Raw genomic sequence first — 14,703 nt, forward strand, 5'->3', positions numbered from 1 at the left:
TATTGGTGCCTTAACCTTGATTTATTGGTGCCTTAACCTTGAGCTCTGTCTTCTAGTACTTTTACAGCTGGTAGTTCTCTTCCTTCTAAAAACTCTAAAAATGCGCCGCCACCTGTTGAGATGTAGGAAACTTGATCGGCTATTTTATACTTTGCTACTGCCGCTAACGTGTCCCCTCCTCCTGCAATAGAGAAGCCTTGTGATCTGGCAATGGCCATGGCTAAGGTTTTGGTACCCTCGCCAAACTGATCAAACTCAAATACTCCCACAGGACCATTCCAGACGATGGTACCCGCTGTTTCAAGAATACCAGCAAGTTGCTTGGCTGTCTGAGGACCAATATCAAAAATCATGTCATCATCAGCGACCTCATCAACACTCTTGATAACAGCCGGTTCTTTTTCTGAAAAGGCTTTACCTACAACCACATCTACAGGAATAGGTACATCTCCACCACGTTGACGAGCTGCCTCAATAATTTTTTGCGCTTCAGGCACCAAATCAGGTTCAGCCAGTGACTTACCTATTTTTTTACCGGCAGCCAGCAAAAACGTGTTAGCAATACCCCCGCCAACAATTAACTGATCGACTTTTGCAGATAAGGTAGAAAGCACAGTGAGTTTGGTTGAGACTTTAGAACCCGCCACAATCGCCACCAGAGGGCGTTTAGGCTCTTTTAATGCCTTCCCTAGTGCGTCAAGCTCTGCTGCAAGAAGAGGTCCAGCACAGGCTTTGGGTGCGAATTTAGCCACACCATGGGTTGAGGCTTCAGCACGATGAGCCGTACCAAAGGCATCCATGACAAATACGTCGCACAAAGCGGCCATTTTCTTGGACAATTCTTCGTTGTCTTTCTTTTCACCTGGATTAAAACGGACATTTTCAAACATCACCACCTGTCCTGGTACAACATCGGGCGTGCTCTGTAACCAGTTTTGAATGAGTTTTACTTCACGGCCCAGAAGTTTACTTAAATGTTGAGCCACAGGCTTTAATGAAAACTCCTCTTCATAGACGCCCTCAGTGGGGCGTCCAAGATGCGACATGAGCATAACAGCAGCATTGTGTTTTAATGCCAACTCAATGGTTGGCAAGCTTGCTCGAATGCGCGTGTCATCTGTTATGGCACCGTCTTTTAAAGGCACATTAAAGTCCACACGAATTAAACAGCGCTGTTGTGCCAAATCTAAATCTTGCATACGTAATATAGACATGATGAATAGCTCTCCAAAAAGTTATTTTGCAGCCATCCAAGCAGCGGTCACATCTAACATACGGTTACTAAAGCCCCACTCATTGTCATACCATGACAATACTTTGACTAAATTACCACCTGATACTTTTGTCAAACCAGCATCAAAGGTGCTTGATGCCGGATCATGATTAAAGTCCACTGACACGAGAGGCGCTGTGTTGTAATTTAAAATCCCTTTTAATGGTCCCTCTGAGGCGGCTTTCATAATGGCGTTTACTTCATCCACAGTAGTAGCGCGCGCTGCTTCAAAAGTTAAATCAACTAAAGACACATTAATGGTGGGGACACGTACTGCAAAGCCATCTAATTTACCATTTAATTCAGGTAATACGAGACCAACAGCCGCAGCGGCACCAGTTTTAGTAGGGATCATTGACATGGTGGCAGAACGAGCACGGTGTAAATCACTGTGATAGACGTCTGTTAATACCTGATCGTTAGTGTAAGAGTGAACGGTGGTCATCAATCCTTTGACCACACCAATCGCTTCATGTAATGGTTTCACTAAAGGCGCTAAACAGTTAGTAGTACATGAGGCATTAGAAATCACTGTCATTGATGAGTTAAGAACACTATGGTTAACACCATAAACAACTGTGGCATCCACATCTTTTCCGCCAGGTGCTGAGATAATCACTTTCTTGGCACCACCTGTTAAGTGAGCTGAGGCTTTTTCTTTGGTGGTGAATAAACCTGTACATTCAAGTACCACATCCGCCCCCACACTGCCCCATGGAATTTCGGCAGGATTTCGTTGTGAAAACACTTTAATTTTATCGCCATTAACGATAATTGAATCACCCTCAACGCGTACTTCCCCAGAAAATTTTCCATGGGCTGTGTCATAACGGGTTAAGTGAGCATTCGTTTCTGAGTTGCCCAAGTCGTTAATCGCTACCACTTGAATATCTTTACGTCCAGACTCATACAATGCACGAAGAACATTGCGTCCAATACGGCCATAACCATTAATACCAATACGAATTGTCATTATTTCTCCCCCTAGTGAGATTTTTTAAAAAACTGTCACCACTTAAGCTCATTTTTGTTAGATACTTAGTAAGTGTTACATAACTGTCATCATAAAATGGTATACGAGCTGTATACAAATAGTATAAGATATTCTTATACATAAGAGGTCGCTTCATGCATTTCACTTTCCGTCAGCTACAAATTTTCGAATCCGTTGCCCGACATCTTAATTTTTCAAGGGCTAGCGAAGAATTACACCTCACGCAACCCGCTGTATCCATGCAAATTAAACAATTAGAAGATTTAGCAGGTTTACCTTTATTTGAGCATATGGGTAAACGCATTTTTCTAACCCATGCAGGTAAAGAGCTCTTTGAACACACTAGAATTATAGCCAAACAAATGAAAGAAGCGCGAGAAGCGCTAGAGAGTTTACGTGAAGGAGTTAGTGGTCGATTAGATATCGCCATTATTAGTACGGCCAAATATTTTGCGCCTAATTTGTTGGCTCGTTTTTGCGAACAGTATCCTGCTGTTCAACTCAAATTATCAGTCAATAACCGTGCTGGTATTGTTGAAGAATTAATGAACAATGAAGTGGATTTTGCCATCATGGGGCAACCCCCAGAGGGCATGGATCTTATTAATCAGCCCTTTGCAAGAAATGCACATTTAATTGTGGCGCCCCCCAGCCATCCACTCACTGAAGCAAAACGTCTCACACTTGAACGTGTGGCTGCGGAACCTTTTCTGTTACGCGAAAAGGGTTCAGGAACACGTGAACTCTTTGAACGCTTTCTTGCTCAACATGGGCTCGTAGTAAAACCTAGAATGGAAATGAGTAGTAACGAAACCATTAAACAAGCGGCCATTGCTGGAATGGGTATCGCATTTTTATCTGAACATACCATAACACTTGAACTAGAAACACACCGCTTAGTCACTCTCCCTGTGCCAGGTTTCCCCATTGTGAGGGATTGGCATTTAGTGCATCACAGAGATAAGCGCCACTCTCCTGTGGCAAGAGCATTCAAACAGTTTCTCTTTGAAGTGGCGCCAGCTATGCTTAACCCTCCTACTACAGCAGGCGTACAAGAATAAGATATATTAACTGGAGAAATATAAATAATATGCAGCGGGAGTGAAGTCCCCCATCGAGCCGTCCGGTTAGCATCTTGAACCCAGGCTCTTCAAGAGTGGTGACCTGCCGAAATCATCAGGCACGTCCCATGGGATGCGCACAACAGATTTCTTTTAGCAAATCTCCGGGTAAGATGATTATCGGTTCAAAGAATATATAACCGTAACAAACTCCACAGGGGACATACTAGAATAAATTATCTTGCTCGTAAAAACAACGCTCAAGTTGAGTTTCTAATGACTTTATTTTCTGTTTTACCTCAGTCACATCCCAAGAACTGACCGCTTGTTGTTCTAATAACTCAAACATACAATTTATTCCAGCCATAACTGCAGCGCTCTCAGGCCCCATTCCTGAATGAGATTCTTTGATTTCTTGAACTCGACGAATAAACTCAGTGGCTGCTTGTTCAAGGAGAAGTTTTTGATCAGCTTCACAAGCTAACCGATAGGAGCGATCAAAAAGAGTGAATTCAACTACGGAGGCACGTTGTCGATTAGCACTCATTCACTGTCCTCCGTTACCTTATTCATGAGTTGATGTAAACGGTGTTTGGCTTCCTCAACTTTGTCGCTGAGGTATCTCATTTCATCAATTTTTTGGAGTAACTCTTGCCTTAATTTAAGGTTTTCAGAGCGAAGCGCATCACACTGCGCCACAACACGCTCGATTTTTTTCTCTAAATTGACGAAATGTTTATCCATACACCTCGCTAACGTTGCATAAGATCTTGATGGGATCCGCCTTTAATAAACACTGCGGCTACTTTCACTACATAATAGATTGTCATTATAGGTAGCGCCCAAAACAAGAAAGACTCCACAGATTGATAGGCCCAGGTTGTGTAGTACTGAATAAGTCCCGATACACTGTGTGGGTTAGGCGTTTTTAACAAATAAAAACTGCCACTGGCAATCATTTCAGCTAGAGCAATACTAAAAAAACTAATTAGCGTCATGACACCACTTTTCATGACACCGTGATTGGATTGCTGATTAGCCCAAAGACCAGCAAACCACAATAGTGCATAGGCTGGAAACATAAATAGATAAGACCAGCTAAAGTAAGCTCCTGCAGCAGCACCTAGACTAATAGTGAGGCTATCTATGAATGCAACAACACAAGATAGATAAACAAACCAACTCAAACGTTTCAGAAAAAATCCGCCCAAATACATAACAGCAAAGGCTGCAGGGGGAAAATGATAGAGCGTCATAAAATGATGACTCTGGGTCAACACAACCATTATGGTTAAGACCAAAGCCGTTAATAATCGATGTGATACGGTATTCATAGCAACCTACATTGTTTTCACTTGCTCACTATCTTATCAGATTCGCACATCGTCGGTGGTAAGTTATACTGTAGGTCATATTGTTAATATAAAAACCATTACTGTGAGTAAATTTGTTCTTTCACTATTAAGCACTGGCCTCTACCGTAGATTATTGGGTTACGTATATCCCTATCGCGCTCAATTTCTTTTGGCGATTGTTGGTATGGTGATTACTGCAGCAACCGAACCTTCCTTACCGGCACTGTTAAAACCACTCCTTGATAAAAGCTTTGTCCATAAAGACCCCCTGTGGATGCACTGGGTACCTGTTATGTTACTTGGTTTATTTGTCATTCGTGGGGTAGCTAACTTTATCTCAAAATTTGCTATGAATTGGGTGGGTAATAAAGTGGTCATGGACTTGCGCACAAAAATGTTTGAGCGTTTATTACACGTTCCCGTCGCCTATTATGATGAGCATCCCGCAGGCACGCTCATCTCAAAATTAATTTATGACGTCAGCCAAGTGATGACAGCCGCCACTTCAGTGATCACCAACTTGGTCACTGACACTTTCGTGGTGATTGGTCTTCTGGGTTGGTTACTCATACTTAACTGGAAACTCACCAGCATTACTTTGCTGGCAGCCCCGCCCATTGCCTTTCTTGTCAAAAGAGTAAATGGCCGTTTAAGACAAGTAAATCGTGCCACACAAGATGCCATGGGTGGTATTAGCACCGTGGTGGATGAAACCATTAATTGTCAAAAAGTGATTAAAGTATTCGGCGGAGCTGAATTAGAGTCTGAGCGCTTTCATCAAGCAAGTAACCTCGTCAGACGCCTTAATACCAAACAAGCCGCTACCTCTGCTGCTAATGTTCCTTTAGTGCAATTTTTTGCTGCCATTGCTATATCCATCATCGTCTGGATGGCAACCATTCAGGCAGGAGCCGATGAAACTACAGTGGGTGGATTTGTCTCTTTCATCACAGCGATGATTATGTTGCTTGCTCCATTAAAGCGCTTATCAGATATCAGTGAATCCTTGCAACGCGGATTGGCTGCGGCCGAAAGTGTATTTTTATTGATTGATGAGCCCATTGAGATGAATGATGGTAATCATGCTATTCATGATGTTCGTGGTGAAATCCGTTTTGATGAAGTCACTTTTCAATATAATAATCAAAGTAAACCAGCCTTAGATCGCATTCAACTGACCATTCATGCAGGCGAGACAGTGGCATTGGTTGGCCAATCAGGAAGTGGTAAAACCACTCTTGCCAATCTTATTCCTCGCTTTTATCAACCACAAAGTGGCACTATTTTTCTTGATGGTCACCCCTTAAGCGCTTTAACACTAGAAAGCTTACGTGCCCACATTGCTGTGGTAAGCCAAGATGTGGTGTTATTTAACGATACCATTGCCAATAACATTGCTTATGGACCACTACGTGGCACGTCACTTGATAATATTAAACAAGCTGCAAAAGCGGCTCACGCTCTTGAGTTTATTGAAAACTTACCCAATGGTTTTGATACACTCGTTGGAGAAAATGGTGCGCGCTTGTCTGGTGGACAAAGACAACGTATGGCTATTGCCAGAGCACTGCTTAAAAACGCACCCATTCTTATTCTCGATGAGGCTACCTCAGCCTTAGATACAGAATCCGAACGCCTTGTTCAAGCAGCATTAGAAACCCTCATGCAAGGACGTACCACTGTTGTAATTGCTCACCGCCTCTCCACCATTGAAGCCGCTGATCGTATTGTGGTACTCAATCAAGGAAAAATTGTTGAAGTAGGTAAACACCAGGAGCTATTAACCCAAGATGGTTATTACACCAAACTGTGGCGCATGCAGTCTTTAGCTAGCGCTTAAGCCACAGTTTGGCGTAGCGATAAAAAGTGGTTTGGGCGTTACTAACTGCCAGTAAAAATCCATAACCTCCATCTAAAAACCCGGCCCGTAAAATATAGGTACGCAAAAATGCCCACAACGCTTTAAGACTTGCCACGCCAAGCCCTCCTCGACGACCCTTATCAAAAAGCATCTCCGCACCTAGAGTTGAATAGTGATTGGTTTTATCAATCACTTCCTCAAGGGTTTCATATGTCAAATGAATGAGAGGATGGCGCAGTGTGCCAATTGGTTTATCGGTTTCTATACGCTCATGCACCCTATCAGCGCTAAATTCTGCCACACCACGTTTGAATAAGCGCACCACATAATCAGGCCACCAACCGCCATGGCGCATAAAATGGCCACAGTAACTTGATGAGCGCGGCAAGCGATAGACATCAAATTGATGCTCTGCCATGGCACGTTGTATTGCGTTTTTTAATTCAGGCGTGACCCGTTCATCTGCATCAATTGATAATACCCAGTTTTTCGTGGCGTGATGAAGTGCTAAGTTTTTCTGAAAACCGAAACCTTGCCAATGACTATTCACATGCACTGTAGCCCCCAATGCTTTGGCTTTTTCTACCGTGTCATCTGTGCTACCACCATCAATTAGAATGATTTCATCAGCAAAAGACACTGACTCAAGACAATCTTCTATAGCATGAGATTCATTTTTAGCAATGATAATGACAGATAAACTCATTAATGTCTCCAGTCAACATACCATTTCACAAAACGCTCCAACCCCTCCTGTAGATCAGTATGCGGGAGCGGGCCAATTAATTCCCGTAAACGTGCATTACTGGCATAAGTTGAAAGTACATCCCCTTTCTGAAAAGGCTGCCAGTTAATAACAGCCTTTTTATTCAATAAGGATTCGAGTGTATTAATCATATCCATTAATAACACCGGTTGTTCATGGCCAATATTAAGAATACGCCAAGGAGCCTCACTTTTAGCGGGATCCGTATTCAGTAGAGCCGCACCTGGTGAGGCGTGCGGAGGGTAATTCAGTAAAGCCACTAGTCCATGGACAATATCATCGACATAGGTAAAATCACGGTACATTTGCCCTTCATTAAATACCGTAATAGGTTGCCCCTGGCGAATACCCTCAACAAATTTAAAGTAGGCCATATCAGGTCGCCCCCATGGGCCATACACCGTAAAAAAACGTAATCCCGTGGTAGGGATACCAAACAAATGACTGTAAGAGTGAGCCATGGCCTCGTTAGCCCGTTTGGTGGCGGCATAAAGACTTAACGGATGATCCACTCCTTGCCCCTCATGCCAGGGCATAGACTGATTTGAACCATAAACACTGGAGGAGCTCGCGAAGAGTAAATGTTTAACAGAATAAAAACGACACATCTCAAGAATAGTGAGAAAGCCTGTGACATTACTATCCACATAGGTATAGGGCGCTTCTAATGAATAGCGCACGCCCGCTTGAGCGGCCAAATGGATTACTTGGTCAATGCTGTATTGTTTAAAAAGAGCTTCTACTGCCTCACGGTTTTCAACGCTTAACTCATAAAAATGAAAATGATCAATAGCCTGTAATCGACTTAAACGATCACGCTTTAATTGAACGGAGTAATAGCAGTTTAGATTATCAACACCAATAACAGTGTGGCCTTGTTCCAACAACCTCTGTGCCACATGCATGCCAATAAACCCTGCTGCCCCTGTAAGTAAAATTTTCATGAAAGCATTCTAACATGACAAAAAAAGCCAATTAATGGCAAACCATGAATTCTTGTAACAGGAAAAAGTAGCTTGTTTGAGGCGAGCGTCCTACAATGCTCACATGTCGACATTGTTACTCATTAAAACGTCATCGCTTGGAGATGTGATTCACGCCTTGCCCGCTGTAACGGACTTGGCTCATTATCGTCCAGAGATTGAGATTGATTGGTTGGTGGAAGAGTCGTTTAAAGAAATTCCAGCTTTGCACAATCAAGTTAAACAGGTTAAAACCATTGCCTTAAGACGTTGGCGCCATCATTGGTTACAAGTTGCCACCTGGCGCGAGTTATTTCATCGCTTACAAGATATTCGTCATACATCCTATGATCTATCAATTGATTGTCAGGGGCTAATAAAAAGCGCGGTTATTGCAAGACTATTACCAGGTAGGCGTCACGGCTATGATAAGCATAGTATTCGTGAACCCTTGGCAAGCTATTGTTATCAACATACCCACCACGTATCCTGGCAACTGCATGCCGTAGAACGTAACCGACAGCTATTAGCCCAGGTATTTGGCTACACTCCACCTAAAGAGGTAGCTTATGGTATTGCAGCGCCACCTTTATTACATTCCGAGCGTCCTCTTTCACCTTATGTGGTTTTTTTGCATGCCACAAGTCGTGCAAGTAAAGAGTGGCCCATTGAGCATTGGGTCGATTTAGGACAACAACTAGCCATGCAAGGGTTAGCAATTTTACTGCCCTCAGGTAATGCTAAAGAACATCACAGAGCGCAGTTGATTGCCAAAGAGATTAACGGTGCTTTTGCTCTGCCTAAATCCTCTTTAACAAAGCTTGCCAGTCTATTACAAGAGGCAGAGTTTGTTGTGGGCGTGGATACGGGACTCACTCATTTGGCTGTGGCACTGAAACAAAAAGTAATCGCCATTTATACTGACACCGATCCTCAAGCAACCGGGGTGTATGGTAGTGAACGCGCCGTTAATGTGGGGGGCATTGGCATGATGCCTGAGGTAAGCTCTATAATGACATTGTGCTTATGATTCGCTATCGTTTTCTCATTCATTGTCTTTTACCGCTGGCTTTTTTAAGGCTATGGTGGAAAGGCCGTCTTGATCCTCGCTACCGTCAACATTGGCTCGAGCGTTTAGGTTTTGTGCCCTTCAAAAAACAAGGTCCCGTGATTTGGTTACATGCCGTATCCGTTGGTGAAACGCGAGCAGCGCTCACTCTTGTTAAACGCCTCAAAGAGCGCTACCCAGAACACAGTATTGTACTCACTCACATGACGCCCACCGGACGAGCAACCGATGAGAATCATTTTAATCAACTCGCCTTTCGTTGCTATCTGCCCTATGACACCAAGGGTGCAGTACAACGTTTCTTAAAACGTATTCAGCCTGACATGGGTATTTTGTTAGAAACAGAAATTTGGCCTGAGCTCATTGTGCAATGTCGGGAGCAGAAAATTCCATTACTTCTTGTTAATGCACGGCTGTCACAGCGCTCTTTTGAGAAATACTTGCGTTATCAACCACTCACTAAAGAGATACTCAATCAATTAAGTGTGATTGCGACGCAATCTGCACAGGATGCTGAACGCTTTAAGTTATTAGGCGCACACGAAGTGGTAGTTGTAGGAAACATTAAATTTGATGCAGCTAAAACAGTTCAGGATACATCCACAGAAAACCTGCGTCACCTCTGGTCTAATGATCGACCCGTGTGGCTTGCAGCAAGCACTAGAGCTGGAGAAGAGGAACTCATCATAGCCATATTTAAACGCTTAACCATTGACAAGCAACTCCTCATCATCGTCCCACGTCATCCACAACGCTTTAATGAGGTGGCATCCCTTCTTGCCAGAAAAAATATTGCTTTTATAAAACGCAGTCAACATGAAGCGGTTCCTGATGAGGTGAGTGTATTGTTAGGTGACAGCATGGGAGAAATGGGTAACTATTATCAAGCAGCGGACATGGCCATTATGGGTGGCAGTATCCTGCCCTTTGGTGGACAAAATCTAATCGAAGCCACCGCTATGGGCTGCCCTGTGGTTGTTGGTCCGCATACTTATAATTTTCAAGAAGCAGCGCGTTTTGCGCTGGACGCAGGAGCTGCTATGCGTTTTAACAAAGTGGAGGAGTTACTCACACTCATCCCCGAACTCCTGCAAGACGCCACCAAACGGGCACAAATGGGAGAGGCTGGTAAACATTTCACCTTAACCCATCAAGGTGCAACTGATGCGATTTTGACCTTGATTCAACGTTATATGACTCACACAATATGACTATTTATCCGCACATTCTCCTTCTTAGGCGGGGACAACACCTAGCGTTTCGCTAGGCAGCCGCAAGGAAGATGGAATCCAGCGATCGGAACACGCGTAAGAAAAGCAAGGCGAACTCCCATTCCTTGCGGCGCTCATCGAGCTTGTAGTCGCCGTTGTAGAGGCGGGTCACCGTGGGCGGGCTGACGCCCAGGATCTTGACGAGCAAGGCGCGCGAGATATCCAACCGCTCAGCGGCGCGTGCCACAGCTTTGGTCAGCACCGAAGATGAGTCTAGCTTGGTAGCTAGGTTGCGGGCAGATGCATTCATGATCAGTATCCTTTCTATGGAAATAATATTAGACTATTATTCTTTCAGAAATCAATGCCTACGATCTGATTCGTGGATCGCTTTACACTGGATGTATTGGTTATAGAATAGCCGTCTTGTTCATTGGACGCTATTTACCCTATCGTGCATCTTGACTGTATTGTGATTGAGATCAGGGACAATATGCAGGTTATGAATAAATCAGTTTAGTTGGCTCTTAGTATCAATATGGCGGAGAGGAAAGTTCTATTAGAGTTATGGTGTGGGAATAATAATGTATAACCCCCCTTGATCATACCTGTAAGAATAGCTATATTTTCAGCTATTACTTTAAGGGAAAATTATGGATACCATCTACGCGGACTGTTCTGTCAGTACGTCGCAGTTCAAAAAGAGAAGAAACAGCGCAGGATCATAAGCATCAAGATAGGGTTGGAAGTCTCTCGAAGCGCTTGCAAAGAATCTCACTATACGGTTGGTGAGATCGCGGTAAGTAGTAACAAGGATCGCAATACTTCTGCGCTTTGGTCATTAACCCAAAAAGACACATCCGCCACAAGATATCCAGGGTTTTAGCAATGAAAGAGTTTATTAAAGATTTTGTCAAAGAACCCGATCATGACGATGATGAGGAATTAAATCCCTCAACGCTTCCTACTAAGGGTCCCAATTACATTACACCAGAGGGTTTTGAGCGCTTAAAAAACGAAATGGAATGGTTGATTCGTGAGGAACGCCCTAAAGTAGTTGAAACCGTTGCCTGGGCAGCGTCCAATGGTGACCGCTCAGAAAACGGAGACTATATTTACGGTAAACGCCGTCTGCGGGAAATTGATCGTAGATTGCGTTTCATTACTAAACGCCTAGAAATCGCTCAGGTGGTCGATCCCCAATTGCAATTGGGTAATGATCAGATTTTCTTTGGCGCCTATGTGCTCATTGCCGATGAACAAGGCATTGAGCAACGCTTTCAAATTGTGGGCATTGATGAAACCAATCCCTCTCAAGGCAAAATTAGTTGGATTTCTCCTATCGCCAAGGCGCTCCTTAAAGCGCGCGAAGGGGATCGGGTTAGCTTTATGAGCCCCTCTGGCAGACGCGAGATTGATATTCTTGAGGTCAGTTACGTCAAACCTGATTAAAACTCAAAACGTGAGGTTTTTTCCACATGATGTAAGGCGGGAATGACCGTCTCAAAGAGTACTTCAGTATGGTAGTCTCTTTCGCTCACACGTTTTACCCGCGTCACTGACATGGCAGGGGCAAATCCTACTACCGCCACCAGTACGCCACCCACCGCAAGTTGATCTAACAAACTTTGAGGTAATTGTGGGACTGAACCACTTAAAACAATGGCATCCCAGTTAAGAGCCTGACCGTAACCTTGAGCACCATCACCAATAATGACTGATACATTATTAAATCCACTGCGGCTTAGTTTAGCTTGAGCTTGTTGGGCAAGATCATGGTGAATTTCAAGGGTGGTTACTGACTTTGCGAGGCGACTCATGAGTGCTGCCATGTAACCACTACCTGTACCAATTTCTAATACGTTGTGATGTGGTTTCAATTCTAAGGATTGCAGTAACCGTGCCTCTAATTTAGGTGACAGCATCGACTCACCATTAGCCAAGGGAATTTCTGTGTCCATGAAAGCCATCTGGCGATAGGGTGCCGGAACAAATTCTTCTCTTTTAACTTCGTACAAAAGATCAAGAACAGTGAAGTCAAGCACATCCCAAGGACGAATCTGCTGCTCAACCATATTAAAGCGGGCTTGTTCGGTATTCACGGACGACTCCCAGAAAGCTAAAAACCCTATTCTACCAAAAACATGGAAAACAAAAAGAAACTCTCGAGTTAAAGGACGAAAACCTGTTTTCGAGGTAAACTCATAGTCTAATTAATTTGATGTTTTTTTGGAGTTGTTGCCATGAATGCAAAACCCCCATTTTTGTCGCAGAATGCCAGCGTTGATGAAAACGCGGTTCAACCCTTACCCGCATCGCGCAAAATATATGTTACCGGTTCTCGCCCTGATATTCGCGTACCGATGCGTGAGATTTCTCAGCACCCCACACCAAGCCTTCGGGGTGACGAAGTAAATCCAGCCATTACTGTTTATGATACCTCTGGTCCCTATACAGACCCGACGGTGAAGATTGATATTCGCCAAGGATTATCAGCTCTTAGAGAACAATGGATCGTGGAGCGCAATGATACAGAACTCCTATCAGGTCCCACCTCAACCTATGGCCAAGAGCGTTTAGTTGACCCACAACTAGCAAGCTTTCGTTTTGAATTGAAACGTGAGCCCCGTCGCGCCAAATCCGGGCATAACGTGACCCAAATGCACTACGCGCGCCAAGGCATCGTGACCCCTGAAATGGAGTTTATTGCCATTCGTGAGAATTCACGCCGTGAGGAAATGCTGGAACAATTTAAGGAACAAGGTAAAGATATACATCGCCTATTATCGCAGCAGCACCCAGGGCACTCCTTTGATGCAGCCATTCCGCCCATGATTACCCCAGAGTTTGTGCGTGATGAAGTGGCAAGAGGACGCGCTATTATCCCCGCCAACATTAACCATACAGAATTAGAACCCATGATTATTGGGCGAAACTTCTTAGTGAAAATCAATGCCAACATTGGTAATTCAGCTTTAGGTTCTAGTATTCAAGAAGAAGTGGAAAAAATGACCTGGGCTATTCGTTGGGGTGGCGATACGGTAATGGATCTATCCACAGGTAAAAATATTCATGAAACCCGTGAATGGATAATTCGTAACTCGCCAGTACCCATTGGTACGGTACCCATTTATCAAGCACTTGAAAAAGTGGATGGTAAAGCAGAAGAGCTCACATGGGAGATTTTTAGAGATACCTTAATTGAACAAGCTGAACAGGGAGTGGATTACTTTACTATTCACGCCGGTGTGCGCTTAGCTTATATTCCCCTGACAGCACAACGCATGACAGGGATTGTTTCCCGTGGCGGCTCAATTCTTGCCAAATGGTGTTTAGCTCACCATAAAGAAAACTTCTTATATACCCATTTTGAAGATATCTGCGACATCATGAAAGCCTATGATGTGAGCTTTTCTTTGGGTGACGGACTGCGCCCAGGCTCAATTTATGATGCCAATGATCGGGCACAAATTGCTGAACTTGAGACCTTGGGAGAGCTCACCTCCGTTGCCTGGCGCCATGACGTGCAAACGATGATTGAAGGACCGGGTCATGTGCCCATGCATAAAATTAAAGAGAACATGGATTGGCAGTTGAAGCTCTGCCATGAAGCGCCTTTTTACACACTAGGCCCGCTTACTACCGACATTGCACCAGGCTATGATCATATTACCTCAGCCATTGGGGCTGCCATGATTGGCTGGTTTGGTACTGCCATGCTGTGTTATGTAACGCCTAAAGAGCATTTGGGGCTACCAGACAAAAATGACGTTAAAGACGGCATTATGGCCTACAAAATTGCCGCCCACGCTGCAGATCTTGCCAAAGGACATCCAGGAGCACAAATCAGAGATAATGCTCTATCTAAAGCACGCTTTGAATTCCGCTGGGAGGATCAATTTAATTTAGGTCTTGATCCTGACAAGGCGCGCGAATTTCATGACGAAACCCTACCCCAAGAGGGAGCGAAACTGGCTCATTTCTGCTCCATGTGTGGACCGCATTTCTGCTCCATGAAAATCACTCAAGATGTACGTGATTACGCACAATCTGTTGGCGTTAGCGAAGAGCAAGCACTTACTCAAGGAATGGCGGAAAAAGCCCAAGAGTTTAGTCAAACAGGTCTTGATTTATACAAAAAACTATAAGGG

At 44.1% G+C, this 14,703-nt stretch carries 15 protein-coding genes, 1 other RNA gene and 1 pseudogene; 7 read left to right on the forward strand and 10 right to left on the reverse strand.

Annotated features, from left to right (window positions below; all coding sequences use genetic code 11):
- Positions 1-32: 32 nt before the first annotated feature.
- Together FV185_RS05070 and gap are read right to left on the reverse strand one after the other, a co-directional pair.
- Positions 33-1,214, reverse strand: coding sequence for a phosphoglycerate kinase (locus FV185_RS05070; protein WP_067494488.1), 1,182 nt, complete (start codon positions 1,212-1,214; stop codon positions 33-35).
- Positions 1,215-1,235: 21 nt separating this feature from the next.
- Positions 1,236-2,246 (reverse strand): type I glyceraldehyde-3-phosphate dehydrogenase, encoded by a 1,011-nt coding sequence (gene gap, locus FV185_RS05075; RefSeq protein ID WP_067494491.1) that lies wholly within the window; start codon positions 2,244-2,246, stop codon positions 1,236-1,238.
- A gap of 155 nt (positions 2,247-2,401) precedes the next feature.
- Here gap and FV185_RS05080 point away from each other — a divergent pair, with 155 nt between their 5' ends.
- Positions 2,402-3,328, forward strand: a complete 927-nt coding sequence (locus FV185_RS05080) for a LysR family transcriptional regulator (RefSeq protein ID WP_067494494.1) — start codon at positions 2,402-2,404, stop codon at positions 3,326-3,328.
- A 43-nt stretch (positions 3,329-3,371) separates the two neighbouring features.
- Here the strand turns inward: FV185_RS05080 and ssrS are convergent.
- From ssrS to FV185_RS05100, 4 genes are all read right to left on the reverse strand, one after another.
- Positions 3,372-3,552: non-coding RNA, 6S RNA (ssrS, locus tag FV185_RS05085), on the reverse strand.
- 2 nt (positions 3,553-3,554) lie between these two features.
- Positions 3,555-3,875, reverse strand: coding sequence for a cell division protein ZapA (locus FV185_RS05090; RefSeq protein WP_067494497.1), 321 nt, complete (start codon positions 3,873-3,875; stop codon positions 3,555-3,557).
- Positions 3,872-4,072 carry a hypothetical protein gene (locus FV185_RS05095; RefSeq protein ID WP_067494500.1) on the reverse strand — a complete coding sequence of 67 codons (201 nt, stop codon included), beginning with the start codon at positions 4,070-4,072 and terminating at the stop codon, positions 3,872-3,874. The genes FV185_RS05090 and FV185_RS05095 overlap by 4 nt, the downstream gene beginning before the upstream one ends.
- 8 nt (positions 4,073-4,080) lie before the next feature.
- Entirely contained in the window at positions 4,081-4,662 is a 582-nt protein-coding gene (locus FV185_RS05100; protein ID WP_067494503.1) for a hypothetical protein, read from the reverse strand.
- Positions 4,663-4,765: 103 nt separating this feature from the next.
- Here FV185_RS05100 and msbA point away from each other — a divergent pair, with 103 nt between their 5' ends.
- Positions 4,766-6,523, forward strand: coding sequence for a lipid A export permease/ATP-binding protein MsbA (gene msbA, locus FV185_RS05105; protein WP_067495046.1), 1,758 nt, complete (start codon positions 4,766-4,768; stop codon positions 6,521-6,523).
- Here the strand turns inward: msbA and FV185_RS05110 are convergent.
- Both FV185_RS05110 and FV185_RS05115 read right to left on the reverse strand, forming a co-directional pair.
- Entirely contained in the window at positions 6,513-7,250 is a 738-nt protein-coding gene (locus FV185_RS05110) for a glycosyltransferase family 2 protein (protein ID WP_067494506.1), read from the reverse strand. The two genes, msbA and FV185_RS05110, sit on opposite strands and share 11 nt — an antisense overlap.
- Positions 7,250-8,254, reverse strand: a complete 1,005-nt coding sequence (locus FV185_RS05115) for an NAD-dependent epimerase (protein WP_067494509.1) — start codon at positions 8,252-8,254, stop codon at positions 7,250-7,252. The genes FV185_RS05110 and FV185_RS05115 overlap by 1 nt, the downstream gene beginning before the upstream one ends.
- A gap of 103 nt (positions 8,255-8,357) precedes the next feature.
- Between FV185_RS05115 and waaC the strand changes: the two genes are divergently transcribed.
- Both waaC and waaA read left to right on the forward strand, forming a co-directional pair.
- Entirely contained in the window at positions 8,358-9,302 is a 945-nt protein-coding gene (gene waaC, locus FV185_RS05120) for a lipopolysaccharide heptosyltransferase I (protein ID WP_067494512.1), read from the forward strand.
- Positions 9,299-10,552, forward strand: a complete 1,254-nt coding sequence (gene waaA, locus FV185_RS05125) for a lipid IV(A) 3-deoxy-D-manno-octulosonic acid transferase (RefSeq protein ID WP_067494515.1) — start codon at positions 9,299-9,301, stop codon at positions 10,550-10,552. Before waaC ends, waaA begins: the two co-directional genes overlap by 4 nt.
- Positions 10,553-10,604: 52 nt before the next feature.
- Here waaA and FV185_RS05130 read toward each other — a convergent pair whose 3' ends face one another.
- Positions 10,605-10,862: an antitoxin Xre-like helix-turn-helix domain-containing protein gene (locus FV185_RS05130; RefSeq protein ID WP_067494518.1), complete on the reverse strand. Its 258-nt coding sequence runs from the start codon at positions 10,860-10,862 to the stop codon at positions 10,605-10,607.
- A 123-nt stretch (positions 10,863-10,985) separates the two neighbouring features.
- Here FV185_RS05130 and FV185_RS09880 point away from each other — a divergent pair.
- Both FV185_RS09880 and greB read left to right on the forward strand, forming a co-directional pair.
- Positions 10,986-11,135, forward strand: a pseudogene (locus FV185_RS09880) (transposase); the annotation flags it as partial.
- A 305-nt stretch (positions 11,136-11,440) separates the two neighbouring features.
- Positions 11,441-12,004, forward strand: coding sequence for a transcription elongation factor GreB (greB, locus tag FV185_RS05135; protein ID WP_067494521.1), 564 nt, complete (start codon positions 11,441-11,443; stop codon positions 12,002-12,004).
- Here greB and FV185_RS05140 read toward each other — a convergent pair.
- Positions 12,001-12,654 carry a protein-L-isoaspartate O-methyltransferase family protein gene (locus tag FV185_RS05140; RefSeq protein WP_067494524.1) on the reverse strand — a complete coding sequence of 218 codons (654 nt, stop codon included), beginning with the start codon at positions 12,652-12,654 and terminating at the stop codon, positions 12,001-12,003. The two genes, greB and FV185_RS05140, sit on opposite strands and share 4 nt — an antisense overlap.
- Before the next feature lie 141 nt (positions 12,655-12,795).
- Between FV185_RS05140 and thiC the strand changes: the two genes are divergently transcribed.
- Complete coding sequence (gene thiC, locus FV185_RS05145; protein WP_067494527.1) at positions 12,796-14,700, forward strand: phosphomethylpyrimidine synthase ThiC; 1,905 nt, start codon at positions 12,796-12,798, stop codon at positions 14,698-14,700.
- The last annotated feature ends 3 nt before the right edge of the window (positions 14,701-14,703 follow it).

Source organism: Ferrovum sp. PN-J185, assembly GCF_001581925.1.
Classification (GTDB): Bacteria; Pseudomonadota; Gammaproteobacteria; order Burkholderiales; family Ferrovaceae; genus PN-J185.